This window comes from Aminobacter sp. MDW-2 (assembly GCF_014250155.1).
GTDB lineage: Bacteria > Pseudomonadota > Alphaproteobacteria > Rhizobiales > Rhizobiaceae > Aminobacter > Aminobacter ciceronei.
Window position 1 is genome coordinate 2,218,815 of record NZ_CP060197.1, and the last position, 26,058, is coordinate 2,244,872.

At 62.6% G+C, this 26,058-nt stretch carries 20 protein-coding genes and 1 tRNA gene; 8 read left to right on the top strand and 13 right to left on the bottom strand.

Translation table 11 applies throughout. The features are described 5' to 3' along the window. Positions 1–9: 9 nt before the first annotated feature. The 4 genes from H5P29_RS10820 to H5P29_RS10835 form a co-directional block, all read right to left on the bottom strand. Positions 10–933: an ABC transporter permease gene (locus H5P29_RS10820; protein ID WP_067958299.1), complete on the bottom strand. Its 924-nt coding sequence runs from the start codon at positions 931–933 to the stop codon at positions 10–12. Next, complete coding sequence (locus H5P29_RS10825; protein WP_067958301.1) at positions 930–1,895, bottom strand: ABC transporter permease; 966 nt, start codon at positions 1,893–1,895, stop codon at positions 930–932. The genes H5P29_RS10820 and H5P29_RS10825 overlap by 4 nt, the downstream gene beginning before the upstream one ends. Before the next feature lie 60 nt (positions 1,896–1,955). Continuing rightward, entirely contained in the window at positions 1,956–3,521 is a 1,566-nt protein-coding gene (locus H5P29_RS10830) for an ABC transporter substrate-binding protein (RefSeq protein ID WP_067958304.1), read from the bottom strand. 471 nt (positions 3,522–3,992) lie between these two features. Next, positions 3,993–5,006, bottom strand: coding sequence for an ABC transporter ATP-binding protein (locus H5P29_RS10835; protein WP_154386965.1), 1,014 nt, complete (start codon positions 5,004–5,006; stop codon positions 3,993–3,995). A 132-nt stretch (positions 5,007–5,138) separates the two neighbouring features. Here H5P29_RS10835 and H5P29_RS10840 point away from each other — a divergent pair, with 132 nt between their 5' ends. Continuing rightward, on the top strand, positions 5,139–5,879 hold the full coding sequence (locus tag H5P29_RS10840; RefSeq protein ID WP_067958309.1) for a GntR family transcriptional regulator: 741 nt from the start codon (positions 5,139–5,141) through the stop codon (positions 5,877–5,879). Here H5P29_RS10840 and H5P29_RS10845 read toward each other — a convergent pair. The 3 genes from H5P29_RS10845 to H5P29_RS10855 all read right to left on the bottom strand — a co-directional run bounded on the left by H5P29_RS10845 (position 5,876) and on the right by H5P29_RS10855 (position 8,308). Then, entirely contained in the window at positions 5,876–6,643 is a 768-nt protein-coding gene (locus H5P29_RS10845; RefSeq protein WP_067958311.1) for an aspartate/glutamate racemase family protein, read from the bottom strand. The genes H5P29_RS10840 and H5P29_RS10845 overlap by 4 nt on opposite strands. A 360-nt stretch (positions 6,644–7,003) precedes the next feature. Then, the gene (locus H5P29_RS10850) at positions 7,004–7,255 is read right to left on the bottom strand and encodes a hypothetical protein (protein ID WP_154386966.1); all 252 of its coding nucleotides are present in this window, start codon (positions 7,253–7,255) and stop codon (positions 7,004–7,006) included. A 102-nt stretch (positions 7,256–7,357) separates the two neighbouring features. Continuing rightward, positions 7,358–8,308 carry an AraC family transcriptional regulator gene (locus H5P29_RS10855; RefSeq protein ID WP_246670890.1) on the bottom strand — a complete coding sequence of 317 codons (951 nt, stop codon included), beginning with the start codon at positions 8,306–8,308 and terminating at the stop codon, positions 7,358–7,360. Between the two features lie 247 nt (positions 8,309–8,555). On the opposite strand from H5P29_RS10855, the gene H5P29_RS10860 reads away from it, so the two are divergent. Together H5P29_RS10860 and H5P29_RS10865 are read left to right on the top strand one after the other, a co-directional pair. Beyond that, positions 8,556–9,008 (top strand): cupin domain-containing protein, encoded by a 453-nt coding sequence (locus H5P29_RS10860; RefSeq protein ID WP_067958320.1) that lies wholly within the window; start codon positions 8,556–8,558, stop codon positions 9,006–9,008. A 109-nt stretch (positions 9,009–9,117) separates the two neighbouring features. Next, positions 9,118–10,605: an NAD(P)/FAD-dependent oxidoreductase gene (locus tag H5P29_RS10865; protein WP_154386968.1), complete on the top strand. Its 1,488-nt coding sequence runs from the start codon at positions 9,118–9,120 to the stop codon at positions 10,603–10,605. A 73-nt stretch (positions 10,606–10,678) separates the two neighbouring features. Here H5P29_RS10865 and H5P29_RS10870 read toward each other — a convergent pair. Next, positions 10,679–10,753: transfer RNA gene (locus H5P29_RS10870), tRNA-Val, on the bottom strand. A gap of 126 nt (positions 10,754–10,879) precedes the next feature. Then, complete coding sequence (gene cpdR / locus H5P29_RS10875) at positions 10,880–11,242, bottom strand: cell cycle two-component system response regulator CpdR (protein ID WP_018429348.1); 363 nt, start codon at positions 11,240–11,242, stop codon at positions 10,880–10,882. Positions 11,243–11,470: 228 nt separating this feature from the next. On the opposite strand from cpdR, the gene H5P29_RS10880 reads away from it, so the two are divergent. Then, complete coding sequence (locus H5P29_RS10880) at positions 11,471–12,361, top strand: N-formylglutamate amidohydrolase (RefSeq protein WP_067958326.1); 891 nt, start codon at positions 11,471–11,473, stop codon at positions 12,359–12,361. A 222-nt stretch (positions 12,362–12,583) separates the two neighbouring features. Then, entirely contained in the window at positions 12,584–13,357 is a 774-nt protein-coding gene (hisN, locus tag H5P29_RS10885) for a histidinol-phosphatase (protein ID WP_154386969.1), read from the top strand. A 6-nt stretch (positions 13,358–13,363) separates the two neighbouring features. Here hisN and H5P29_RS10890 read toward each other — a convergent pair whose 3' ends face one another. After that, the gene (locus tag H5P29_RS10890) at positions 13,364–14,323 is read right to left on the bottom strand and encodes an alpha/beta fold hydrolase (protein ID WP_154386970.1); all 960 of its coding nucleotides are present in this window, start codon (positions 14,321–14,323) and stop codon (positions 13,364–13,366) included. A 464-nt stretch (positions 14,324–14,787) separates the two neighbouring features. Between H5P29_RS10890 and H5P29_RS10895 the strand changes: the two genes are divergently transcribed. Then, positions 14,788–15,255: an Hsp20 family protein gene (locus H5P29_RS10895; protein WP_154386971.1), complete on the top strand. Its 468-nt coding sequence runs from the start codon at positions 14,788–14,790 to the stop codon at positions 15,253–15,255. A 74-nt stretch (positions 15,256–15,329) separates the two neighbouring features. On the opposite strand, the gene H5P29_RS10900 is transcribed toward H5P29_RS10895, so the two are convergent. Then, on the bottom strand, positions 15,330–16,379 hold the full coding sequence (locus tag H5P29_RS10900; RefSeq protein WP_154386972.1) for a low specificity L-threonine aldolase: 1,050 nt from the start codon (positions 16,377–16,379) through the stop codon (positions 15,330–15,332). A gap of 501 nt (positions 16,380–16,880) precedes the next feature. Between H5P29_RS10900 and gltB the strand changes: the two genes are divergently transcribed. Then, positions 16,881–21,611, top strand: a complete 4,731-nt coding sequence (gltB, locus tag H5P29_RS10905; RefSeq protein ID WP_067958341.1) for a glutamate synthase large subunit — start codon at positions 16,881–16,883, stop codon at positions 21,609–21,611. A 116-nt stretch (positions 21,612–21,727) separates the two neighbouring features. Beyond that, a complete protein-coding gene (locus tag H5P29_RS10910; protein WP_067958344.1) occupies positions 21,728–23,182 on the top strand; it encodes a glutamate synthase subunit beta in 1,455 nt (484 codons plus the stop codon). 160 nt (positions 23,183–23,342) lie between these two features. On the opposite strand, the gene H5P29_RS10915 is transcribed toward H5P29_RS10910, so the two are convergent. Together H5P29_RS10915 and H5P29_RS10920 are read right to left on the bottom strand one after the other, a co-directional pair. Then, positions 23,343–24,713, bottom strand: a complete 1,371-nt coding sequence (locus H5P29_RS10915) for an IS1182 family transposase (protein WP_185910139.1) — start codon at positions 24,711–24,713, stop codon at positions 23,343–23,345. A 94-nt stretch (positions 24,714–24,807) separates the two neighbouring features. Further along, positions 24,808–26,049: a DUF459 domain-containing protein gene (locus H5P29_RS10920; RefSeq protein ID WP_154387498.1), complete on the bottom strand. Its 1,242-nt coding sequence runs from the start codon at positions 26,047–26,049 to the stop codon at positions 24,808–24,810. Between the last annotated feature and the right edge of the window lie 9 nt (positions 26,050–26,058).

Below are 26,058 nucleotides of genomic sequence, written 5' to 3' on the forward strand. Positions count from 1 at the left end.
TCCGTGGTCTTAGCGAAGGCGAGGATTGAGGACGTCTCGAAGCCAGTCACCGACGATGTTGACGGCCAGCACCAGAAGCACGAGTGCGGCGCCGGGGAACAGCGAGATCCACCATTCGCCCGACAGCAGCAGGTCGTTGCCGGCGCGGATCAGGGTTCCGAGCGAGGGCTGCGACGGCGGCATGCCGAGGCCGAGGAAGGACAGGATCGCTTCGGTGAGGATGGCGACGCCGAGGCCGAGCGTTGCCAGCACCAGCACCGGGCCGATGGTGTTGGGCAGGATGTGGGCAAGCAGGATACGGACGTTGCCGACCTCGCTGATGCGGGCTGCGGCGACATAGTCCTTGCGGCGCTCGATCATGGTGGCGGCGCGCACGGTGCGGGCGAACTGCACCCAGTCGGCGACGCCGATCGCCAGGATGACGACGTAGAAACGCATCTCCTCGCGCATGCCGATCGGCATGACGATCTTGGCGACGCCGTCGATGAAAAAGGCGATCATGATGGTCGGGAAGCTGAGTTGGATGTCGCCGAGCCGCATGATGACCGTGTCGACCCAGCCGCCGAGATAGCCGGCGATCAGGCCGAGTGCGACGCCGATGGTCATCGAGAAGGCGACGGCGGCGATGCCGACCAGGATCGACACGCGCATACCGTAGAATATGGTGGAGAGGATGTCGCGGCCCTGCTCGTCGGTGCCTAGCAGGTAGGTCGAACTGCCGCCGTCGATCCATGCCGGCGGCAGGCGGGCGTCCATGATGTTGAGGGTGGCCGGATCGAACGGATTGTGAGGCGCAATCAGGCTTGCGGCGGCGGCACAGAACACCAGCCCGATCAGCGCGACAGCGGCGAAGATGACCGGCGGCGAGTTCCTGAAACGCCAGGCCAGTTCGCTGTTGCCAAAGGCTTTTAGTCGGAGGACGAGCTGGCTCATTTTGCGCGCAACCTTGGATCAACGGCGAGATAGATAAGGTCGACGACCAGGTTGATCGTGACGAAACTGAAACCGACGAAGGCGAGATAGGCGGCCATGACGGGGAAGTCGGCGAATTCGATGGCCTGCAGGATCAGCATGCCCATGCCGGGCCACTGGAAGACCGCCTCGACGACGATGGCGAAGGCGATCAGCGAGCCGATCTGCAGGCCGGTGATGGTGATGACCGGCAACAGGCTGTTGCGCAGCGCATGCGTCAGATAGACGGCGCGGTCAGACAGGCCGCGGGCGCGGGCGAACTTGACGAAATCCGTGCGTACCACCTCAAGCATTTCGCCGCGCACAAGCCGCATGATCATCGACACCTGGAACACGGCGAGCGTGATGGTCGGCATGATCAGAGCCTTGATGCCTGATGTGGTGAGCAGGCCAGTCGTCCACCAACCCAGCGTCACGACCTCGCCGCGGCCGAAGGCCGAGAGCCAGCGCAGTTCGACGGAGAACACCAGGATCAGAAGCATGCCGATCAGGAACTGCGGCATGGAGATGCCGAGCAGCGACCCAAACTGCAGGCTGCGGCTCAACAGGCCACGCGGCTTGAGCGCCGTATAGACGCCCATCGGGATACCCATGGCAAGGGCAATGACGGTCGCGCACATGACGAGCTCCAGCGTCGCCGGCAGGCGGGCGAGGATCAGGTCGACCACCGGCTGGCGGTTGCGATAGGAGATGCCGAAATCGCCGACCACGGCACGTTCGACGAAGCGCCAGAACTGGACGAAAGTCGACTGGTCGAGACCAAGGGCGACACGCAGTTCCTCGCGCTGGGCAAGCGTGGCGTTGACGCCGAGGATGTTGTTCACCGGGTCGCCGAGGAAATTGAAGATCGAGAACGAAAGCGCCGACACGACCAGCATCACGAGGATGACGCTGGTCAGTCGCGTGGCGAGCAAGGAAATCATCTCAGCCTCTGAAATGGAGAAGAGGCCGGGCGCGCGTGGCGCCCAGCCTCCGATCAATCGTCAGTCCATCGTGTAGTACCAGAACCGCGTGTATTCGTCGGCTGGTACGATGGCGTGGACCTTGTCGCTCATACCCCAGGTCAGGAACTGCTGGTGCAGCATGATCTTGCCGACCTCGTCGCGGTGCAGCTTCATCACCTCGGAGATCATCTCCTGGCGCTTCTCGGTGTCGTATTCGGTGCCGATCTGCGGGATCAGCTCGTCGACGCGGGCGTTGGAATAGCCTTTCGGGTTCCAGGCGCCGAGGTCGCCGGTGGGTGTGTGGAAGGTCGCCGAGATGATGTTATAGGCGTCCAGCGTCGGCAGGCCGGCCCAGCCGAGCATGTAGAAAGAGTATTTGCCGGCGGGCAGCTCGGTGTCGAACTGCACAGGCGGGTGCATCGTCAGCTGCGCCTTGATGCCGACCTTGGCGAGCATGCCGACAGTTGCCTGGCAGATCTGCTCGTCATTGATGAACGAACCGGCCGGGCAATCCATCGGCAAGGTGAAGCCGTCGGCATAACCCGCTTCCTTGAGCAGTGCCTTCGACGCCTCGATATCAAAGGGGGAGCGGACGTCGAGGCTGGCGTCGTAGAAGGGCAACTGCGGCGCCATCATGATCGCCGACGGGCGGCTGTTGTCGCGCATGATCGAGCGTTTGATGCCGTCGATGTCGATGGCCTGGTAGATCGCCTTGCGGACGCGTACGTCGGCGAGCGGGTTGGAATCGAGGCCGGGCAAGGTCTTGGACTGCTGGTCCATGCCGTAAAAGATATTGCGCAGATGTGGCGCGCGCATGATCTGCATACCGGGTGTTCCCTCGATGCGCGCGACGTCCTGCGGCGGCGCGTTGCGGATGAAGTCGACCTCGCCGGAGAGCAGGGCCGCGACGCGCGTGGCATTGTTGGCGATTGGCGTGTAGACGATCTCGTCGATGTTGTGCTCGCGCTTGTCCCACCATTTTTCGTTGGCGACGAAGACGGTCTTCACGTCGGGCTCGCGGCTGGCGACCTTGAACGGTCCGGTGCCGATCCCTTGCGTGATCATCGCGCCGCCGGTGTTGGTCGACAGGTCGAGCGGCTTCTGGGCGCCGATCGATTCCTGGAATTCCTTGTCGAGGATGTACCAGCCGGCGAAATCGTTGAGCAGCAGCGCGTATTTGCGCTTGAGCGTGATGTCGATGGTGTGGTCGTCGACCTTGGCGATCCCGGCGATCGGCTCGAGCAGGCCAGCGAAGGGCGAGCCCGGCGAACCGGCACGCTCATAGGAGAAGATCACGTCGTCGGCGGTGAACGGGTTGCCGTTGTGGAACTCCACGCCCTTGCGCAGGTGGAAGCGCCACTGAGTGTCGGACAGCGTTTCCCAGCTTTCGGCCAGGGCCGGCTCGATCTTGAGCTCCTTGTTCCAGCGGACAAGGCCTTCATAGACGTTGCCGATCAGGCTGAGCGTGAAATCCTCACGCGCCGCGTGAGGGTCCATCGAACTGATTTCCTGCGATTCAGCGAACCGCAGCGTCTTGGCTTCAGCCGCGCTGACGGCGAGGCCGGCGCAGGAGGCGAGGAGAAGGAGTTTCAGATAACGGTTCATCGGCTGTTCCCACACAGTTCTTGATTGTTGGACTTGTCTTGTCTCGTTCGGGCGTCGGCATGCCGATGGGCCAGGGCGTCGAGCATGCCGAAAGCCGCCGCATCCATCGGGTTCGAGAACTGGTTCAACAAGGCTGTGTGGCCGGCGTGACAGGAACGAAACCGTGATCCTCTCATCCCCCGAGGTCCGGGGAATGCCCATTTCGATCCGTTCTGATCTCGAGCACTTGTCACTTGGAGCCTAGCCTGTTGAGAGCCGACAGGAGGGATGATTTCACATCGAATACGCTTCGTCTACAGTGTTGTATGCGTAAAATGGCATCAATTGTATACAAACAATGCCTGAAATTTGAGCTGTGCGGCAGGGGCATGGGCGTGGCGAAACCAGCGCCGTCGCAACGGGCGACGCTATCGAAATCGAAGGCCATGTTCAGACCGCGGCAGCGCCATCCTTGGGGCGGCTGTTCTGCCGTCAGAGCGTCGTGCCGCCCTGGTGGATGAAACAGGCGGCGGATGTGCCGCCGGCATCGGCGAGCCGGGGCAGTTCGCTGCGGCAGCGGTCTCCGGCCTTGGGGCAGCGCGGATTGAAGGCGCAGCCTTCCGGCCAGCTGCCCAGGCGCGGCATCGAGCCATCGATCTGGGCAAGCCGGTCGGCCTTGCGATTGAGCGACGGGATCGAGCCCATCAACCCGGCAGTATAGGGGTGGCGTGGCCGGTGGATGACCTCGTCGACGGGGCCGATCTCGACGACGCGGCCGGCATACATCACCGCGACCCGGTCGGCGGTTTCGGCGATGACACCCATGTCGTGGGTGACAAGCATGATCGCGGTGCCACGGGTCGCCGCAAGCCGCTTCAACAGCCCGATGATCTGGGCCTGGACCGAAACGTCGAGTGCCGTCGTCGGCTCGTCGGCAATGATCAGCTCCGGCTCGCCGGCAAGCGCCAGTGCTATGACGATGCGTTGGCGCATGCCGCCCGAGAACTGGTGCGGATACTGGCTGAAGCGGTTTTCCGGATCGGCGATGCCGACCTCGCGCAGCAGCTGCAGCGCCTTGGCGCGTGCGGTCTCGGCATTGCCCGGATGATGCGCGCGGATGGTTTCTGTCAACTGGCGTCCGACGGTGAACAGCGGGTCGAGGCTGGTCAGCGGGTCCTGGAAAATCGCGCCGATATGGCGGCCGCGCAGCTTGCGTTGTTCGGCCTGGGGCAGGTCGTCGATGCGCTGGCCGGAGAGATGGACGGTGCCGCCCGAGATGCGCCCGGGCGGCTGAAGCAGCCCGATCAGGGCGCTTCCGGTCAGCGACTTGCCGGCGCCGGATTCGCCGACGACGCCGAGGATTTCGCCCTGGCCGATGCTGAAGGAAACGTCGTCGACGGCGACGAGCGAGCGTTGGCGCAGCGGAAACTCGATGCGCAGATTGTGTACATCGAGGACGGCGGCAGCTTGCGCCGCCGCTCCCGGATCAAAGGCCAGTCCAGTCATGGGAGCACCGCCATGCGTTCAAGGGTTGTGCCAAGGGAAAAGGCATGTTCCAAGCAGCAACTGTAGAGGATAGAATACATACCAAGTCCTCCTTATGCCCAATTCACCAGGCCAATTCACCAGGATCGTGACATGCTACGCGAGCCCCGCGCTTCGAAGACCGCCGTTTCGTCGAGCCAGAGCGGCAAGACCAAAAAGCGTGGCGGCCCGACCGACGAGCATATTCACGGCGAAATCTACGCGGCGATCATCAACCACCAGATCCGCCCGGCCACGCCCTTGCAGGAGGATGCGCTGGCGACTGCCTTCGGCGTCAGCCGCACCATCATCCGCAAAGTGCTGCAGCGGCTGTCGCACGAGAAGCTGGTCGACCTGATCCCCAACAAGGGCGCCTTCGTCGCCAAGCCTTCGATCGAGGAGGCGCGGCAGGTGTTCGAAGCCAGGCGCGGCGTGGAATGCATCCTTGCGGAAAAGCTCGCCTCGACGATCACCAGGGAAGACGTCGATCGGCTGACGGCCATGGTGAGCGCCGAGGCGGAGGCAGTCGAGCAAGACAGCAAACATAGGCGGCTGCAGCTCTCCGGGGATTTTCATCGTGAACTCGCTTCGCTTGCCGGAAACGAGGTGCTGCGTGACTTCGTGCACGAACTGGTGTCGCGCACGTCGCTGATCATCGCGCTGTACGAATCGCCGGGTGCGGTGCCGTGCTCGTACAGCGAGCACAAGGAGATCGTGGACGCCCTGAAGCGGCGGGACGGCAAGAAAGCTGCGCAGTACATGGACCACCATCTCCGTCATATCGAGGCTCAGATCGACCTGTCCGACCACCCCGTGCGCGTCGACTTCAAGACGCTGTTCAAACCGTTGGCCTAACTGACCTTTCTCGTCGTTCCGGCGTTTGCGAGGCGCGTTTCGGGTGCATAGCCGGCGAGCTTGCCGCGATAGGTCTTGGGCAGCGGATAGGCGAGATCGCCGCGCTTGGAGGTCTTCAGGCCCATGCCGACAATGGCCTCGGCAAATTTGACGCCGGCAACCACGCCGTCGATGACGGGAACCTGCAGCCGGTCTTCGAGATAATGCGCAAGATCGGCCATGCCGGCGCAACCGAGCACGATGGCCTCGGAGCGATCTTCGGACAGCGCCCTCTCGCACTCGGCAAGGATGATCGCGCGGGCGTTCGATTCCGGCTTTTCCAGCTCCAGCACCGGAACGTCGGTGGCGCGCACGCGGCGGCAATGATGCTGCATGCCGTAGTTGCGGACCAGCTGTTCGGCGATGATGCGCGTGCGTTCGAGCGTCGTCACCACTGAAAAGCCGGTGGCGACGAAGCTTGCCGCGTGCATGGCGGCTTCTGCAATGCCGAACACCGGCGCGCCTGATATCTCGCGCGCCGCAAGCAGACCGGGATCGCCAAAACAGGCAATGATGTAGGCGTCGGCGGCCGGCCCATCCATGATCTCGTCGACAAGGCCGATGATGCTCATCGCTTCATCGTAGTGGCCTTCGATCGAGGCGGCGCCGGAGCGGGAGGTCACCGCCAGGATCTCGGTTGCCGGTGCTGCAACCGCCCGCGCCGCATCACCGATGAGATCGGTCATCGACTGGGTGGTGTTGGGATTGATGAGCTTAATTCTCATGCGATCCTCTGAAGCCGCTGGCCTCGCCGGGTGTCGGTAGTTCCCAGCCTTAAATTGTATACTATCATGTATTCGTATTGGATGTAATTTGCTGTTGTCAACACGGTATCCGGCGATTCTGCGGGATAGACGAATACGAGTGGCCGCCCGTCGCAGGACTGATGGCGGCGGGTTTGCGCACGGATGCCCGGGCTATCCTAGCTGGCAGCACAAGCATTTGAACGATTTGGGATTTTGCTGCGCTGCAACGGGCTGCAGCGTAAAGCCAATCATTGCGTGGTTTTCCGCGGCGGCTTGCGCCTCAGGAGGCTATGCTAATTGTATACATGTTGAGTACCTCAGCTTCGGTCGAGAACAGACCTAGAAACCGCAGGCAAGGCATTCCTCGCCGTTCCTGTAGCGATATTCGGCTTTCCAATAGTGCGGGTCGTTGACCAAGGCATATTCCACATCGCCAGACATGGCGTATTTCTTCCTGAACGGACGCGCCAGCATGACGAACAGTCGACAGCCCGGCGGCCAGTCGCCGACCGAGAGAATACTGTTTCCCCTTGATAGCTCCGACATCAGGATCGCCTGCAAGGGCGACGCCATCCGGGGGAGGTCGGACATGGGTATGCTCCAGTGATTGTCGAGTGGCTCGGGCGACGAACACCATCTGACGGTTTTGCTTGTCGGGAAGGAGGGTAAAGCGTTGCGCCAAGCGCCTGCAAGCTACTGCGGCAGAGCGCTGGCTTTTCTCGTCTCGCGAGGGAGCTCGCCGAACTCGCGCCGGTACTCGGCGGCGAAGCGGCCGAAATGGGTGAAGCCCCACCTCAGCGCGACGTCGGTGACGCTGGCTTCGCCCGCCACGAGGTCGAAACGGGCACGGCGCATGCGTTCGCGGGTCAGGGCACGGATGGGCGAGATGCCGAAGGCGTTGCGGTAAGCCAGTTGCAAGGTCCTGGGGGCTACGCCGGCGGCTTCGGCGATCTCATGCAGACCGATGGGTGCCGCGACATTGGCGCGGATGAATTCTTCTGCCCGCTTCAGGTGGCGGGGGGCTGCACCCGGCCTGTGCTCGTTGAAGAACAGGCTCATGTTGTTGGGCTGGTTGCGCAGGAACAGTTCGAGCAGGTGCTGCTCATGCAGAACGTTGTGCAGGCCCGGGCCGTGCAGCGGTTCCTTCGCATCGGCGGCATGGAACAGCGAATTGGCAAGACGGCGCCATGCCTGCATCTCGGGCCGGGAGAAATCGATCAGAGGGTCGAAGATCAGCGGCCCCTGGATATCGCGGTCGAGCAAGCGCATGGCAAAGGCATGCAGCGGCGCCTTTCGCACCTGGACGAGCAACTGGGCGCAGCCCTGCCACCATTTCATCCTTGTCGCCAGGTCGGCGTTGAGGACGGAGGCGACGCTGCGGTCGGTCAGAAACTCGCGTGTGCCGTTGCGGACGGTGGCTGAACCGGAGATCGGCATCTGGATCAGGTAGAAGTCGCCGAGTTCGCCCGGATCGATCAGCACATCGGCGCCATAGCTGATGTAGTTCAGCGAGATCATCTCGCCGGGCGCATGATTGTGCGTGACGCGAAAAGCTTTCCTCTCACCGATGATGTCCAGTCGGTGATTGCAAAACTTCTGGGCGACCCGCTCCCTGGCGCAGTCGAGATCGTTCGACTGAAACAAGACATGGTCTGAAAGCGGTACCCTTCGGACGGACGCCTCTTCCATCAGCATTCGGGCAGACTAGCACCGATCCTCCAGCTGCCAATGAAAATGAGCGGCAGTAGGTCGCGCCGGCAGCATTTTTGCGCTTTCTGGATAGTCATCGCGCATTCCGGCTAGTGCTTTGGAGATACCCGCAGCAATCTCTGCGTGGAACAAATGAAAGGGTCGCCTCGGGTAGGCCCTTCGAAAGCAAAGGGAGCATCACATGAGCAATGAACTCGCCAAGGGCATCACGCGCCAGGGCACCGGCTATGCCGGCAAGACCTGGAACATCCTTGGACAGGTCTATTTCCCGAAGGCGGTGTGCGACGCCACCTTCGCCTTCGAGACCAACAGCGAGCCGGGCCAGTTCGTGCCCGTGCACATCCATCCGAACCAGGAAGAGTTCATCCTGGTGCAGGAAGGCGAGCTCGACCTCAAGCTCGACGGCGAATGGGTCAAGGCCAAGGCGGGCGATCTTGTGCGCATGCCCAGGGGCATTCCGCACGGCTACTTCAACAAGTCCGACAAGCCGACCAAGGCCCTGTTCTGGGTTTCGCCGGCTGGAATGCTGGAAGAACTGTTCAACCGGCTCGACAACCTCGCCGACCCGGCCGAAGTGGTGAAGGTCTCGGCCCAGCACGAGGTCAATTTCCTGCCGCCCGAAGCCAACGACTAGGCTGCCAGCTTCCAACGGGAATCTGCCTGGCGCGCGCGACACGGGTCGCGTGCGAAGGCCGGCTCGCGTCCTGGCGAACCCTGCATCCTGGCACACAAGGAACAGCAAGATGGTCGAGAAGAAGAAAGTCTGCGTCATCGGCGCCGGCGTCAGCGGGCTTGCGGCAGCACTCGCCTTCAGGCAGCGCGGGCATGACGTCGAAATCGTCGAGCGCGGTTACGACCTGGGCGGGGTCTGGGAGCCGTCGCGATCCTATCCCGAGGTGCAGACGCAAAGCCCGAAGGATCTCTATCGCTACACCTCCATGGCGATGCCGGACAATTACCCGGAATGGCCGAAAGGCACTCAGGTCCACGCCTATCTCAAGAGTTACGCCGAGCAGAACGGGCTCGTGCCGCTGATCCGCTACGGCACCAAGGTTGTTTCCATGCAGCGACGCAATGGCGCCAAAGGCTGGACCGTCGAACTGGAAACTGGCGACGGCACGACGACCACTGAGGATTTTGATTTCGTCGCCGTCTGCACGGGTAATTTCAGCGAGAAACGCGAACTCGTGCATCCAGGCCAGGACGCGTTCGTCGCGGCCGGCGGCCAGGTGCTGCACTCGTCCGAATACACCGATCCGGCGACGGTGCGGGGCAAGCGGGTCGTGGTGCTCGGCTTCTCCAAGTCGGCGACCGACATTGCAGTCAACGCCGTCAATTCGGGTGCAGCCGCCGTCACCATCGTCTATCTCGAGCCGGTCTGGCGTATTCCCTACTTCATCGGCGGCCTGATCAACTTCAAGCGCATCCTCTATGTCCGTGCCCAGGAGGTGATGTTCCCGAGCTGGAACCAGCCTCTGCTGGCGCGACTGGCGCATGCCATGGCCAAGCCGTTCGTCTGGGCCAACTGGCGCGGGCTGGAAAGCCTGCTTTCGCTGCAGCTCAAGCTGAAGAAGACCGGCCTGAGGCCAAAAGTGCCGATCGAGACCAGCATCAACTGCTCGGTGCCGATCGTGACGCCGGGCTTCTTCGACATGGTCGCCGACGGACGCATAAAGGCAATCCAGGGCACTATTGCTGCTTATGACGAGGCCACGGTGATCCTGTCGGGCGGCGAGCGGGTCAAGGCCGACATGGCCATACTCGCCGTCGGCTGGAAATCCGGATTGCCCTTCCTGCCGGAAGAACACCGGCGCAAGCTTGTCGAGCCAGACGGGCAGTACCGGCTTTATCGCGTCATCGCCAACCCCGATTTGCCCGACATGGGCTTCGTCGGCTTCAACTCGTCATTCTGCACCGTTCTGAGTGCTGAACTCGCCGCCAACTGGTTGGTGCGATATGCGGACGGCAAGCTGGGGCGTCAGCCGACGCACCAGGAGATGACCGACAACATCGAGATGATGCTGCGCTGGAAGCGCGACGAACGCCCTGCCGCCGGCGTCTATGGCGGCCTGTGCGTCGCGCCTTATCATTTCAAACATTTCGACGAACTGCTGGCTGACATCGGCGCAACGAAAAGACGGCGCAATGCCTTGGCCGAAAACTTCGCGCCTCCGAATGCCGATGCCTATGCCGGCTATCTCAAAAGCGCACCGGATTACCGCGCGGCGTAGAGGCGGCGAAAGACTATGACGCGCCGGACAGTGCGTCGGGCGCGATGTGGCTTGTGATGTCTGGGACTTCGGATGGTGGGCGTGACAGGGATTGAACCTGTGACCCCTGCAATGTCAATGCAGTGCTCTCCCGCTGAGCTACACGCCCATCCGATGGGGGCGGATACACCATTTTTGATCCGGCGCGTCAATAGCGTGTTTGGCGGAAAAATGCGCCGGATCATCAATTCCTGTCGCGGCGCCATCAATTCCCTTGGCGACGCTGGGGAAACGCCTATGCGGCGTGGAGCATCTTCTCGACTTCGTTGACGAGATCGCGCAGATGGAAGGGCTTCGACAGCACTTTTGCGTCGCGTGGCGCCTTCGAATCAGGGTTCAGGGCGACTGCCGCAAAGCCGGTGATGAACATCACCTTGAGATCGGGGTCGATCTCGGTTGCGCGGCGCGCCAGTTCGATGCCGTCCATTTCCGGCATGACGATGTCGGTCAGAAGCAGCGAAAAGGGTTCCTCGCGCAGCCGCTCGTAAGCGCTCGCGCCATTGTCGAAGTCACTTACCTGGTAACCTGCGCGTTCCAGCGCCTTGACCAGGAAGCGACGCATATCGTCGTCGTCTTCTGCCAGAAGAATGCGTGCCATAAGTATCCCGTCCGAATCAGCGGTCGAAGCCGCCCCCCAGCAGGGGCTTCGTTAACCATCTTGTATATGAGTCCTGGACGGTAAACATCAAGTGAATGCCGTGTCAGCAGAGTGACGCAAAGGCATAATAAGAGCCGACTTTCCACCGCCTGAACGACTGGACACTGGCCGCCGCAGGTGGCACTTTCGATAGATGAGTGAGTGCATTTCGCAGGTCCATCACGAAAGATGACGCCAGCCGAAGATTTCGCCGAGCTGCCGCCGTTCGAAGTCCGGACGAGTGCCGAGCAGCGTGTGCCATTCGTGTTCAATTCGCCGCACAGCGGACGTTGTTATCCCGACCGGTTCCTCGCCATGTCCAGGCTCGATGCCGTCGCGATCAGGCGCTCGGAGGACTGCTATGTCGACGAGTTGTTCGGCGCGGCCGTCGCCTTGGGCGCGCCGATGCTGACCGCTCACTTCCCACGCGCCTATCTCGATGTGAACCGCGAGCCGTGGGAACTCGATCCCCGGATGTTCGCCGAGCCGGTGCCGCCTTTCGCCAATGTCCGCTCGGCGCGCGTCGCCGGAGGGCTCGGCACGGTGCCGAAGCTGGTGGGCGAGGGGCTGGATATCTATCCCGGCCGGCTGCCGCTGTCGGAGGCGATCGGGCGAATCGAATCCGTCTACAAGCCTTATCATGAGACGCTGAAGCGGCTGGTCACCCGGACCCATGCCCGGTTTGGCTATGCCGTGCTCGTCGACTGCCATTCGATGCCGGCGTCGGTCCGCCTCGGCGACAATGGCACACGGCCTGATTTCATCGTCGGTGACCGTTTCGGGACCTCTGCTGCATCTGCTCTGTCAGAGCGGGCAATCGGGCTGCTGGCGGCCATGGGTTATGCTGTGGCGCACAATAAACCTTACGCCGGCGGCTTTATCACCGAACACTACGGCCGCCCGGCCCGGAAGCTTCACGCGCTGCAGATCGAGATCAATCGCGGGCTCTATATGGACGAACGAACGTTCAAGAAATCCGCTGGATTTTATGCGCTTGCCGACGATCTGGCCCGGTTTTCCGGGGATCTCATGGCAATACCAGACTATCATTTCCTCGACCTGCCATTGGCCGCAGAGTAGCCGCCTGAGGCCGGTGGTTAAAAAAAGACCGCTCCGGAGAGCGGTCGAAGTCTAGGGAGGAAACGCCCAAGGAGGGCATGGACAGGAGAACTGTCCGAAGTCGAGATTATTGTGCGCTGCACAAAAGTCAAGGCGCCTTTGGGCTTTTTAATTCACGGTGATGTGGTTATTGCCGAGCGGGGTCGTGGCGTGTCATCCACGCCACAGTTGGAGATGGGGTGAATGATGGTCGACGCCGGGTTTATGCGACGGATCGCAACTGCAGCAGCAGCCGAGACGCTGCCGAGATTCCGGCGTCTCGCGGCGGTGGAAAACAAGCTTGCCAGCGGTTTTGACCCGGTCACCGAGGCCGACCAGGAGGCCGAGCGTGCCATCCGCGCGCTGATCAATGCCGAATTTCCCGATCACGGCATTCTCGGCGAGGAGCATGGCAGCGAAAACCTCGGCAACAGCCATGTCTGGGTGATCGACCCGATCGACGGCACGCGTGCCTTCATCTCCGGCCTGCCGGTTTGGGGCACGCTGGTCGGGCTGACCGTCGACGGCGATGCGGTCGCCGGCCTGATGTCGCAGCCTTTCACCGGTGAGCTGTTCTACGCCGACGGCAAGGGCGCGCATTACGAGGGCCCGGGCGGGCCGCGCAAGCTTGCCGTGCGCAAGACCACGTCGCTTGCCGATGCGACGATGTTCACCACGACGCCAAGCCTGTTCAAGGGCGAGATGCGCAAGCGCTACGACCATCTCGAGACCCAGGTCCAGCTCGCCCGCTACGGCACCGATTGCTACGCCTTCGCCATGGTTGCGGCGGGCCAGGTCGACATCGTCGTCGATCCGGGACTCAAGCCCTACGACATCGTGGCGCTGATCCCCATCATCGAGCAGGCCGGTGGCATCGTCACGACCTTCGAGGGCGGCCCGGCGGAAAATGGTGGCGACATCATCGCGGCGGCAACGCCCGAGCTGCATGCTGCGGCCCTGAAGGTGCTGATGGGCTGAAGCAGCCTATTCGACCGTCACAGGCGTTCCCGGCACGAAAGCGCTGAACGCCGCGAGCAGTTGCTCGCGGTAGATGTCGACTTCTTGCAGGATCTCGTGGCGGGCGCCATCGATGGTCAGCATTGAGGCGACACGGCATCCGTGGACATATTGCTCGACGTCGCGCGTCGAGACCACCTGGTCGGCCCCGGCCGTGACAATCAGCATCGGCACCTTGAGCGAGGCCATGAAGGCTGGGTCGCGCACGGTTTCCGAGGCCGTCGCAGCCGCCCGCAGCCAGGCGATCGTCGGCCCGCCGACGGAGAGTTCGGGATAGGTCTCGTAGAGCAGGATGTTGCGGCGATAGCGACGTTCGTCGCTGGTCAGCTTGTTGACAGCAAAGGGCGTGCCTTCGCGCGGCCGCGGGCCCCAGGCGGCGTAGAGCCTGCCGAGGCCGATCCAGCACAGCAGCGTCGTGATGCGCCTGATAGCTGACATCGAGAACGGCGCGCCGACGACCGACAGGAACGGCGCCACCAGCACCATGCGCTGAACGCGGTTGATCATCGCCGGTGCGGCGAGAAGGGCGATCAAGGCACCGCTTGAATGGGCAAGGATGAAGAATGGGCCGCGGCAGTCGGGCAAGACGATCTGCTCGAAGAAGGCCTCGAGATCCCTGACATAGTGGTCGAATGTCTTGACGTGGCCGCGGTGACGGTCGCGCAGCAGCCGCTCGGATGCACCCTGGCCACGCCAGTCGAAGGTGGCGACGGCATGGCCGCGTACTGACAAATCGCGAATGGTCTCGAAATACTTCTCGATACACTCGTTGCGGCCCGGCAGCAGAATCACCGTGCCCTTGAACGGGTGCGAAGTCGCGGGAAACAGGCCATAACGCAACTGCTTGCTGTCATGTGCGTTGAAGTGGCCGACGGTTGCCCGCTCGGGTACCGGATTGCCGGGGATTTCGTGGAACACGTCCGTCATCAGCGCTCGGCTTGGCACTCGCTGCCGTGGGATCTGGCGATACGAGGGTGATAGAAAGCCGCACCGAGAAAATCAAAGGAAATCCGTGCGAAGCGGAAACGCCAATCGGAATCGAATGAGGCCGAAGGCAGCTTGCGGGTTGCCTTCGGCCTCTGTCGTTCCGGGAGGAAGGGACGTTGCAACCCGGTTCGGCTTCGTCGGCGGCATTATGTGGTGCCGCCTGTTCTTGAACTTGGGTGCACTCTAGGCCGGCCGACCTGAACGGATACCGAAGGGGCGGTTCATCTTCGGTTCATCCTGGCGGCGGTGAAAAAGCTCTCGCAAAGATGTCTTGAAATGGCTTTGGGCGCCCCCCAAATGTCTCCTGCGGCGCCCAATATCGGGGCCGCTGATCACCGCCGGGACGCCAGAATGGGTTTCGGCACAGGTCATGCGCAAACCTTGTTGCTCACTGGAGAACACCCATGCGTCACGTTGATTTTTCCTCGCTCCACCGCTCGACTGTCGGCTTCGACCGTCTGTTCAACATGCTTGATGGCCTTGGCCAGCCTGACGGCGGCACCACCTATCCGCCCTACAACATCGAGCGCACCGGCGAGGACGCCTACCGCATCAGCATGGCGGTCGCAGGCTTCTCGGAAACCGAGATTTCGATTGAAGCCCATCGCAATGTGCTGACGGTCAAGGGCGAGCGCGCCAATGAAAGCGCCGGCGAAGGTTCGGAGCTGCTCTATCGCGGCATCGCCTCGCGTGCCTTCGAGCGGCGCTTCCAGCTTGCCGACCATGTCGAGGTCGTCGGCGCGACCCTCAAGAACGGCCTGCTTCACATCGATCTCAAGCGCAACATTCCTGAAGAGCACAAGCCTCGCAAGATCGAGATCTCCGCTGCTCCAGCGAAGGCCAAGCAGATCGAGGCCAACACGGTCAACTAAGACTGCTCCTCCCAAGCAGCAAAGGCGGCGCCTCCAGCGCCGCCTTTTTTGTTGTCCGCTATCCGTAACTGCGCCTAACGCAGCAGTTCGCTGAACCGGCCGATGTCGTCTGAGGTGGTGGCGAAGGAGGTGACGAAGCGATAGAGCGCCTCGTCATCGCTGATCTGCCCGGCGAGCGACGTCGGGGTCGGCCAGGTGTAGAAGGCGGCACCTGCCGCCTGGGCCTTTTCGGCAACATCCTTCCTGATGATGGCGAAGACCTCGTTGGCCTCAGGCTGCCAGCCGAGGCGCGCAACGGCCGAGCTTTCGAAAGCCTGGGCAAGACTCGCCGACATCGCATTGGCGTGACGCGCCGTTTCCAGCCACAGGCCGCCGTCGAAATAGGCGTCGAATTGCGCCGAGATGAAACGCGCTTTGGAGAACAGCTGGGCCGAACGCTTGCGCAGGAAGGCCATTTCCCTGGCACGGTCGAGATCGAACATGACGATCGCCTCGGCGCACCAGCAGCCGTTCTTGGTGCCGCCGAAGGAGATGATGTCGACGCCGCGTTTCCAGGTCATTTCCGCCGGCGAGACGTCGAGAGACACCAGCGCATTGGCAAAGCGGGCGCCATCCATGTGCAGCGGCAGCGCATGCTTGCGGGCGACGGCGGAGACGGCCGCGATATGGTCGAGACGATAGATGGTGCCGACCTCGGTCGCCTGGGTGATGGAAATCGCCGCCGGGCGTCCGCCGTGGACGTTTTCGGAGGCGTAGCGGCCGATCGCTCGCTCGAGATTGCCGATGTCCATGCGCCCGAGCGTTCCATCGACCGGGTAGAGCCGCGAACCATGAGAAAAATACTCAGGCGCGCCGCATTCATCCTCGAGAATGTGCGCCTCGCGGTGGGCAAAGGAAATGCCACCGGGCTTGCCGTATGCGGCGAGCGAAAGCGAATTAGCTGCGGTGCCTGTGGCGACGAAGAACACCGCCACCTCGCGCTCGAAAACTTCGGAGAACCGTGCATAGACGGCCTTGTCGAGCTCGCCGTCGCCATAGGCGCGGCTGAAGCCCGCAGCACTGGCATGCAGTCTCTCGGAAATCTTGGGGTGAGCGCCGGCCCAATTGTCTGATGCGAAGAACATTTTCGTCGGTCCGTAATATGGCTGCGGGAGACTGCGTGGCAGGGGGTAGGCGCGAGCTAGACCGGATTTGCCGATCTTCGGCAAGTGCGGGGTCCAGAAATCGATTGAGGCAGGAAAAGTGCTGTTTTGACCGGGTGTTCAAAAATTACGCCATGCGACGGTTTGACGTAATTTTCGGTCTTTGCAGAGGCGGAAAATTCGTGAATCGGTCTTGTGCGTATTCAAGAATTCTGTCATACAAAATTTAGGACAGCAGTGCTGTCTTATTTATCTGCCCAATACGAACCGGATTTGGCGTATGATGACGCTGCGTCCGGCTTCCGCTGCGGGCTAGGGTCAGGGCTGAGGTCGGAGCAATCCGTTCACGTCTGTCCCGACTGCGGTTTAGCGCCGACGAACGGCGCTGGGCCGCTGCATATCGAGCATATCTGAAGGTGAACGGATCGGCATACTGCCGTCCCAAGGCAAACTGCCCGGATCGGGCTGGAATGGAGATAGACGATGACGGAGTTGACGCCATCTGTGACGACGGGTTTTGTGCCGGCCGCGCAGACGAAAGCGGCCAACAATAAAACCGATCATCTCCGAACCACCACCGGCTATGCAGCGCATGGCCTCTACGATCCGCGCAACGAACATGACGCCTGCGGCGTCGGTTTCATCGCCCAGATGAAGGGCATCAAGTCGCACCAGATCGTCAAGGACGGTCTGTTCATGCTCGAAAACCTGACGCATCGCGGCGCCGTCGGCGCCGATCCGCTGATGGGCGATGGCGCCGGTGTCCTGGTGCAGATCCCCGACCGGTTCTTCCGCGAGGAGATGGCCAAGCAGGACATCGATCTGCCGGCACCCGGCCAGTATGGCGTCGGCCACTGGTTCATGCCGCAGGATGCTGCGACGCGCGAACATGTCATGGACATCATCCGCGAGTCGGCGCAGTCGGAAGGTTTGCCGCTGATCGGCTTCCGCGATGTGCCGGTCGACAACGCCTCTTTGTCGAAGGCACCTGATATCGCTGCTTCCGAGCCGTTCCATTGCCAGGTGTTCATCGGGCGCACGCCCGAAGTCGACGACGATGAGGAGTATGAGGCGCGCCTCTATTTGCTGCGCAAGGTCATTTCCGGCCGCATCTATGCCGAGCACAACAACAAGGACATCGGCGCCTATTGCGTGTCGCTGTCAGCGCGCACCATCGTCTACAAGGGCATGTTCCTGGCCTTCCAGGTCGGCGCTTATTACAAGGACCTTTCCGATCCGCGCTTCGAGACGGCGCTGATCCTCGTCCACCAGCGCTTCTCGACCAACACGTTCCCGTCATGGAAGCTGGCGCACCCCTACCGCATGGTCGCCCACAACGGCGAAATCAATACGGTGCGCGGCAACAACAACTGGATGGCGGCGCGCCAGGCCTCGGTCGACAGCGAGTTGTTCGGCAACAACATCTCCAAGCTCTGGCCGATCTCCTATGAGGGGCAGTCGGATACGGCGTGCTTCGACAACGCGCTCGAGTTCCTGTTCCAGGGCGGCTATACGCTGGCGCATGCCATGATGATGCTGATCCCGGAAGCCTGGGCCGGCAACAAGTCGATGGATGCCGACCGCAAGGCCTTTTACGAATATCACGCGGCCCTGATGGAGCCGTGGGACGGTCCGGCTGCGGTGTGCTTCACCGACGGCCGCCAGATCGGTGCCACGCTCGACCGCAACGGCTTGCGTCCCGCCCGCTACATGGTCACCGACGACGATCGGGTCATCCTGGCGTCCGAAGCCGGCGTGCTGCCGGTTGATGAAAAGAGAATCATCAAGAAGTGGCGTCTGCAGCCCGGCAAGATGCTGCTCATCGACCTGGTCAAGGGCCGCATCATCTCGGACGAGGAGATCAAGTCCGAGATCGCGACCAAGCACCCCTACACGAAGTGGCTGTCCAACACCCAGCTGATCCTCGAGGAACTGAAGCCGGTCGAACCGCGTGCGCTGCGCAAGGACGTCTCGCTGCTCGATCGCCAGCAGGCCTTCGGCTACAGCCAGGAAGACACCAAGCTCCTGATGTCGCCGATGGCGACGACGGGCCAGGAAGCAGTCGGCTCGATGGGCACCGACACGCCGATCTCGGCGATGTCGGACAAGTCGAAGCTGCTCTACACCTACTTCAAGCAGAACTTCGCCCAGGTCACCAACCCGCCGATCGATCCGATCCGCGAGGAGCTGGTGATGAGCCTGGTCTCGTTCATCGGTCCACGCCCGAACATTCTCGACCTCGTCGGCACGTCGCGCCGCAAGCGTCTGGAAGTGCGTCAGCCGATCCTCACCAACGCCGACCTGGAGAAGATCCGCTCCATCGGCCACACCGAGGAAAGCTTCGACACCAAGACCATCGACGTCACCTATGCCGCATCGGAAGGTGCTGCCGGCATGCAGGGTGCGATCGAGCGTCTGTGCGAGCGCGCCGAGGCGGCGGTCGCGGGCCGCTACAACATCATCATCCTGTCCGATCGCCAGCTTGGTCCGGACCGCATCGCCATCCCGTCGCTGCTGGCGACGGCGGCCGTGCACCATCACCTGGTTCGCAAGGGCCTGCGCACCTCGGTCGGCCTTGTCGTCGAATCGGGCGAGCCGCGCGAGGTGCATCACTTCTGCTGCCTTGCCGGCTACGGCGCGGAGGCGATCAACCCGTATCTGGCCTTCGACACGCTGACCGACATGCACAAGCGGGGCGAGTTCCCGCCTGAAGTGGATGGCTCGGAGGTCGTCGGCCGCTACATCAAGTCGATCGGCAAGGGCATCCTCAAGGTGATGTCCAAGATGGGCATCTCCACCTACCAGTCCTATTGCGGCGCGCAGATCTTCGACGCCATCGGGCTGAAGACCGACTTCGTGGAGAAGTACTTCACCGGCACGGCGACCAACATCGAAGGCGTCGGGCTGGAAGAGGTGGCGACCGAGACCGTCAGCCGTCACGAATCGGCCTTCGGCGAAGACCCGGTTCTGCGCAATGCGCTCGAAGTCGGCGGCGAGTACATGTATCGCATGCGCGGCGAAGCCCATGTGTGGACGCCTGACGCGGTTGCCTCGCTGCAGCACGCCGTGCGTTCGGGCTCGTGGGCGACCTTCAAGGAGTTCTCCGCCCAGATCGACAGCGAAACAGCACGTGCCCAGCAGATCCGCGGCATGTTCCGCATCAAGCTGGCCGAGGAGAGCGGGCGCAAGAAGGCCGCGCTCGACGACGTCATGCCGGCGGCCGAGATCGTCAAGCGTTTCTCGACCGGTGCCATGTCCTTCGGCTCGATCAGCCGCGAGGCGCACAGCACGCTTGCCGTTGCGATGAACAAGATCGGCGGCAAGTCGAACACCGGCGAGGGCGGCGAGGAGCCCGACCGCTACCTGCCGCTGCCCGGTGGCGGCGTGAACCCCGAGCGTTCGGCGATCAAGCAGGTGGCTTCCGGCCGCTTCGGCGTGACGACGGAGTATCTCGTCAACTCCGACATGATGCAGATCAAGGTGGCGCAGGGTGCCAAGCCCGGCGAGGGCGGCCAGTTGCCTGGTCACAAGGTCGACGCGACGATCGCCAAGACCCGCCACTCGACCCAAGGTGTCGGCCTGATTTCGCCGCCGCCGCACCATGACATCTATTCGATCGAAGATCTGGCGCAGCTGATCTACGACCTGAAGAACGTCAACCCGGCAGCCGACGTGTCGGTCAAGCTGGTGTCGGAAGTGGGCGTCGGCACGGTTGCGGCAGGTGTCGCCAAGGCGCGCGCCGACCACATCACGATATCAGGCTATGACGGCGGCACCGGTGCATCGCCGCTGACCTCGCTCAAGCATGCCGGCAGCCCATGGGAAATGGGCCTCGCCGAGACGCATCAGACGCTGGTGCTGAACGGCCTGCGTTCGCGTGTCGCGCTCCAGGTCGACGGCGGCCTGCGTACCGGCCGCGACGTCGTCGTCGGCGCTCTGCTGGGCGCCGACGAGTTTGGCTTCTCGACCGCGCCGCTGATCGCGGCGGGCTGCATCATGATGCGCAAGTGCCATCTCAACACCTGCCCGGTTGGCGTCGCCACCCAGGATCCGGTGCTGCGCAAGCGCTTCAAGGGCACGCCCGAGCACGTCATCAACTACTTCTTCTACGTCGCTGAAGAGGTGCGCGAGCTGCTGGCCGAAATGGGTTACACCCACCTCGATCAGATCATCGGTGACGCCGACCTGCTGGAAAAGCGTGAGCTGATCAACCACTGGAAGTCGCGTGGCCTCGACTTCTCCAAGGTGTTCTACAAGCCCGATGCGCCGCGCGAAGCCGTCCACTGGACCGAGCGCCAGAAGCATCCGATCGACGACGTTCTCGACCGCAAGCTGATCGCCGAGGCGAAGGCGGCGCTCGAAACGCGCCAGCCGGTGAAGATCGAGGCAACCATCCGCAACGTCGACCGCTCAGCCGGTGCGATGCTGTCGGGTGAGGTCGCCAAGCGCTTCCGGCACAAGGGCCTGCGCGAGGACACCATCTCGGTGAAGCTGACCGGGACCGCCGGACAGTCCTTCGGTGCCTTCCTGGCACGCGGTATCTCGTTCGAGCTGGTCGGCGACGGCAACGACTATGTCGGCAAGGGCCTGTCCGGCGGCCGCATCGTCATCCGCCCGTCGGATGACGCCCGGATCGTTGCCGAGGATTCAATCATTGTCGGCAACACCGTGCTTTACGGTGCGACCGAAGGCGAGTGCTACTTCCGCGGTGTCGCCGGCGAACGTTTCGCCGTCCGCAACTCGGGCGCCGTTACCGTCGTCGAAGGCGTGGGTGACCATGGCTGCGAATACATGACGGGCGGCGTGGTGGTGGTCATCGGCAAGACCGGCCGCAACTTCGCAGCCGGCATGTCGGGCGGCGTCGCCTATGTCCTCGATGAGGAAGGCGATTTCGCCGAGCGCTGCAACATGGCGATGGTCGAGCTCGAGCCGGTCCCTGAAGAGGACGACATGCTGGAGAAGCTGCACCATCACGGTGGCGACATCGCCCATAAGGGCCGTGTCGACGTCTCGGGCGACATGACACGCCATGACGAGGAGCGCCTGGTTCAGCTGATCTCGAACCATATGCACTACACCGGTTCGACCCGTGCCAAGCAGATCCTGGACGACTGGGCGAGCTACCGACCCAAATTCCGCAAAGTCATGCCGGTGGAGTACCGCCGCGCACTGATCGAGATGGAGCGCATGAGGATGGGCGTCGCGGCGGAGTAAGCCGTGACGATCTTCCGGCGGCGCCCGAACAGGGCGCCTGCCATCGCATGCTTCATTTGAAGTGGTGGAATTCTAAGCCCGCGCCGAGGTGCTGGGCATGACTGACGAGAGTTACGATGGGCAAGGTTACAGGTTTTCTCGAAATTGACCGGCAGGTGCACAAGTACCAGCCGGCTTCCGACCGCATCCGGCACTTCCGCGAATTCACGCTGCCGATGTCGAACAAGGAAGTCGAAAAGCAGGCTGCGCGCTGCATGGATTGCGGCATTCCGTTCTGCCATGGCCCGACGGGCTGTCCGGTGCACAACCAGATCCCGGACTGGAACGACCTCGTCTACAATGGCGATTGGGACAACGCGATCCGCAACCTGCATTCGACCAACAACTTCCCCGAATTCACCGGTCGCATCTGCCCGGCACCTTGCGAGGAAGCCTGTACGCTGAACCTCGAGGACATTCCTGTCGCCATCAAGACCGTCGAGCAGGCGATCGCCGACAAGGCTTACGAGACCGGTTACATCAGGCCTTATCCGCCGGAGAAGAAGACCGGCAAGAAGATCGCTGTCATTGGTTCCGGCCCTGCCGGCATGGCAGCGGCGCAGCAACTCGGCCGCGCCGGCCACGACGTGCATGTCTATGAGCGCGAGAGCCGTCCCGGCGGCCTGCTGCGTTTCGGCATTCCTGATTTCAAGATGGAGAAGCACTATATCGACCGTCGTGTCGAGCAGATGACGGGCGAAGGCGTGACGTTCCATTGCGGCGTCAATGTCGGCGTCGACAAGCCGGTGACCGAGCTCCTGGCCGAATATGATGCCGTGCTTTACTGCGGCGGCTCCGAAACGCCGCGTCCGGCGGGCATTCCCGGCGACGACCTTAAGGGCGTGCATGACGCGATGCCTTACCTCGTCCAGCAGAACAAGCGCGTCGGCGGCGAAGACATCCAGTCGGTTGCCTGGCAGTCGGAACCGATCGTCGCTGGTGGCCTGCATGTCGTCGTCGTCGGCGGTGGCGATACGGCGTCCGACTGCGTCGGCACCGCATTCCGCCAGGGGGCCGTGCGCGTTACCCAGCTCGACATCCGTCCGCAGCCACCGGAGCGCGAGAACAAGCTCGCCGTGTGGCCCTATTGGGCGACCAAGATGCGCACCTCGTCCTCGCAGGCCGAAGGCGCGCAGCGCGAGTTCCAGGTGGCGACGCTGGAGTTCATCGGCGAGGAAGGCCAGCTGACCGGCGTGAAGTGCTGCGAAGTCGACGACAAGCGCAAGCCGATCCCGGGCACCGAGTTCGTCATCCGCGCTGATCTCGCCTTCATCGCCATCGGCTTCGCCGGGCCGCTCGCCGACGGTATGGTCAAGGAACTCGAGGGCAAGCTCGAGATCACCACCGACAGCCGCCGTTCGACCAATGTTGCCGCCAACGACCGCGACTACAAGACCAATGTGGACAAGCTCTATGTCGCCGGCGACGTGCGCCGCGGCCAGTCGCTTGTTGTCTGGGCGATCCGCGAAGGCCGCCAGGCCGCGCATTCGATAGATGCCGACCTGATGGGGTCGAGCGTCCTGCCGCGTTAAGCTGGCCGGAACCAAGCAAACAAAAAAGGCGCCGCGAGGCGCCTTCAGACTGCTGACAAACCCCGTCGAATTTCGGCGGGGTTTTGTTTTGTGGGTTGATTGAGCTTTTGGATTGATGTCGGGGAGCAGATGCCAGTGCCGTTGCGAGCCGGCTTTGGCCTCATGCGAGGCTTGGTTTTGGCTTTGGCCAGAGGCTGATTGCGATCTTTTTCATGTTCTGGGCGGCGGCTGCGATCAGGCACTGGCAGGCGACGCGTGTTCGCCCTCGGAAGCGGGCATAGCGATGGCCGAAGAGCTGCTTGGCATCGGCGAAGGATCGCTCGACCGTCTCCTTGCGGCGTCGATAGATCGCCTTGCCCCATGCGGTTAAGCGGTTGGCATCGACCCGCTCGCGGACATCCTGCCAGACATGGCGCGTGATGGTGCGCTCGGCCTTGGCGTTTGATGTGCAAGACGCCAGCAGCGGACAGTTGCGGCAGATCGTCGGGTCGCTCCTGTAGTGGCGATAACCGCCGCGATCGGTGGTGGCGTAAGTGAGCAACTGGCCCTGCGGGCAACGATAGCCGTCAAGGTCCGGCTCATGGACGAAAGCGCCCTTCCTCATCTTGCCAGGCTTTGGCCGGGGCGGGTTGCGATAGCCGACGACACCGTGGATGTTCCTGTCCTCCAGGCCCTTGGCGATGCCTGGCGTGGCATAGCCGGCATCCAGCCCCGCCGCCGTGACATCGAAGCCGAAACGCTCCACCTGGCGGTCGAGCCGGTCGAGATAGACGATCGAGTCATGCACGTTGGCCGGCGTGGCAAACGTGTCGGTGATGATGCCGAAGCCGCCATCCACCGTGCGGTGATCGAGATAAAAGAAGCCCTTCGGCTTGCCCTCGCGCACCATATAGCCTGCCTCAGGATCGGTGCGCGAGACCTTCGTCTCTTTCACCGCAGGCTGCCGCTCCTGCTCCTTCAGCGCCTTCTGGCCGTGCAACGCCCGTTCGGCATCGATCGCCCGGTCGAGCTCGCCCCAGTAGTCGGCACGCGACTTGGCGACCATGGCAAGGTCGTACTTGCCCTTGTTGGCATTGGCCTTCAGGTGCGTGCTGTCGGTGTAGAGCACCGTGCCGTCGACCAAGCCTGCCCCGATCGCCTGCTCGACAATGCGGTCGAAGATCGCCTGCGCGATCGTCTCGTCCTGGTAACGCCGGCGTCGGTTCTGCGACAATGTCGAGGCGTCGAACACCTTGTCCGTCAGCTTCAGCCGCAGGAACCACCGGTAGGCGACATTGACCTCGATCTCTCGCACCAATTGCCGCTCCGAGCGCACCCCGAACAGGTAGCCGATGAACAGCGCCTTGAACATCAAAGTCGGATCAAGTGGCGGGCGACCATTGTCGGCGCAGTAAAGCGGCGCTGTCAGATCGTGGATGAACGAGAAATCGATAACACCATCGATCTTGCGCAGAAGGTGATCAACTGGAACCAGTTGATCGAGCGTGACGATCTCAAGTGCGGTTTGTTCAGGGCCGGCTCGCTTCAACATCACCCACTGAATCACAACCCCCCAACTCTCGCCAGGGGTTTGTCAGCAGTCTGAAGGCGCCGCGAGGCGCCTTTTTCGTTTCCGGTCGACAACCTTAGCGCCTGATGATGGCGGTCGTCGTTTCGGTTCCTTGCGCTGCAGGCAGCGGCTTTGGCGGCCAGGAGAAGTCGTCGATGCGGCCGGCAGGTGCTGCGGGGGCGATGCCTTGCACGGCAAGCTTTTCGCCTGGAGAACGCGGGTCGGACGTGGCAGCCGTCTGGCCGCCGAGAAGCTCCGTGCCACCGTCGAGTTCCGGATCGGAGAGCGAGACCGGCACCGTCCGGTCGATGTTGACAGGCACATTGAGTTCGCCGGGCGTCGCCTGCGGCAGGCTTGCCGGCACGACGGTTTCGGTACCTTGAGGCGTGATGCCGAGCAGCTTGTTCAGCGGCTTTTCGGCGAAGAAGGCGAGCTTGCGTTTGCCGGCGCGGGTGACGTTGATGCCGTCGTCGGCGCGCAGGCGCACCGGCTGGCCGTTGATGTCGGGGCCGCTGGTGACGAAGGCGCCGGCCTCGTCGACGAAGCCGTCCCAGACATCGACGAATTCGCTGCCTGCGGCTTCCGTTGCAGCACGGTAGATGTCGTTGAAGGCGAGCATGTCGGTGTTCATCTTCGACGACTTGAAGGCGGGCATGCCGACCCACAGGAACGGCACCTTGGTGTCGGCGATGGCCTTGGCCAGCTTGTCCACGCGCGCCGTGTACTCCTTGGTCCAGGCGGCGCTCATCGGTGGCTCGCGGGTGTCGGCGACCCGCATCTGCTGGCGGTCGTTAGAGCCCATCATGATGATGACGGCGGCAGGCTTTTCCTGCTCGATCAGCGCCTTGGCTTTCTCGGGCCAGTTGTAATAGTCCTCGCGGACGAGGCCCGACGAGCCGTTGGTCTTGTCGATGACCCTGATCTTGGCATTCTCGGCAAAGACCGTGCCCAGCCCCTCGGCAATGCCGCCGCCGAGGAAGTCGCCGATGACCAGCACGACACGCGCGTCAGCCAGCTTTTCGACCACCGGAACGGCCGGATCGGCAGCTCTGCCGACATTGCCGGCGGTTGCCTTTGGCTTGCGTGGCGTCTTGCGGATCTTCTTGCGCGGCTGTGGCTCGTCAATGATGAAGGGATCGACGCGCGGTTCGCGGCGCGGCATGAACAGGTCGCGCAGGGACCATTTGCGCAGAATGCCTTCCTGCGCCACGGCCGGCGTCGGCATTGTCGACGAAATGGCGGTCAAGGCGACCGCCACCGCGACCAGTGGCGTCGTCAGGCGCAACAGCGAAAACCGCGGACGACGCGTGAATGCCAATACAGCCTC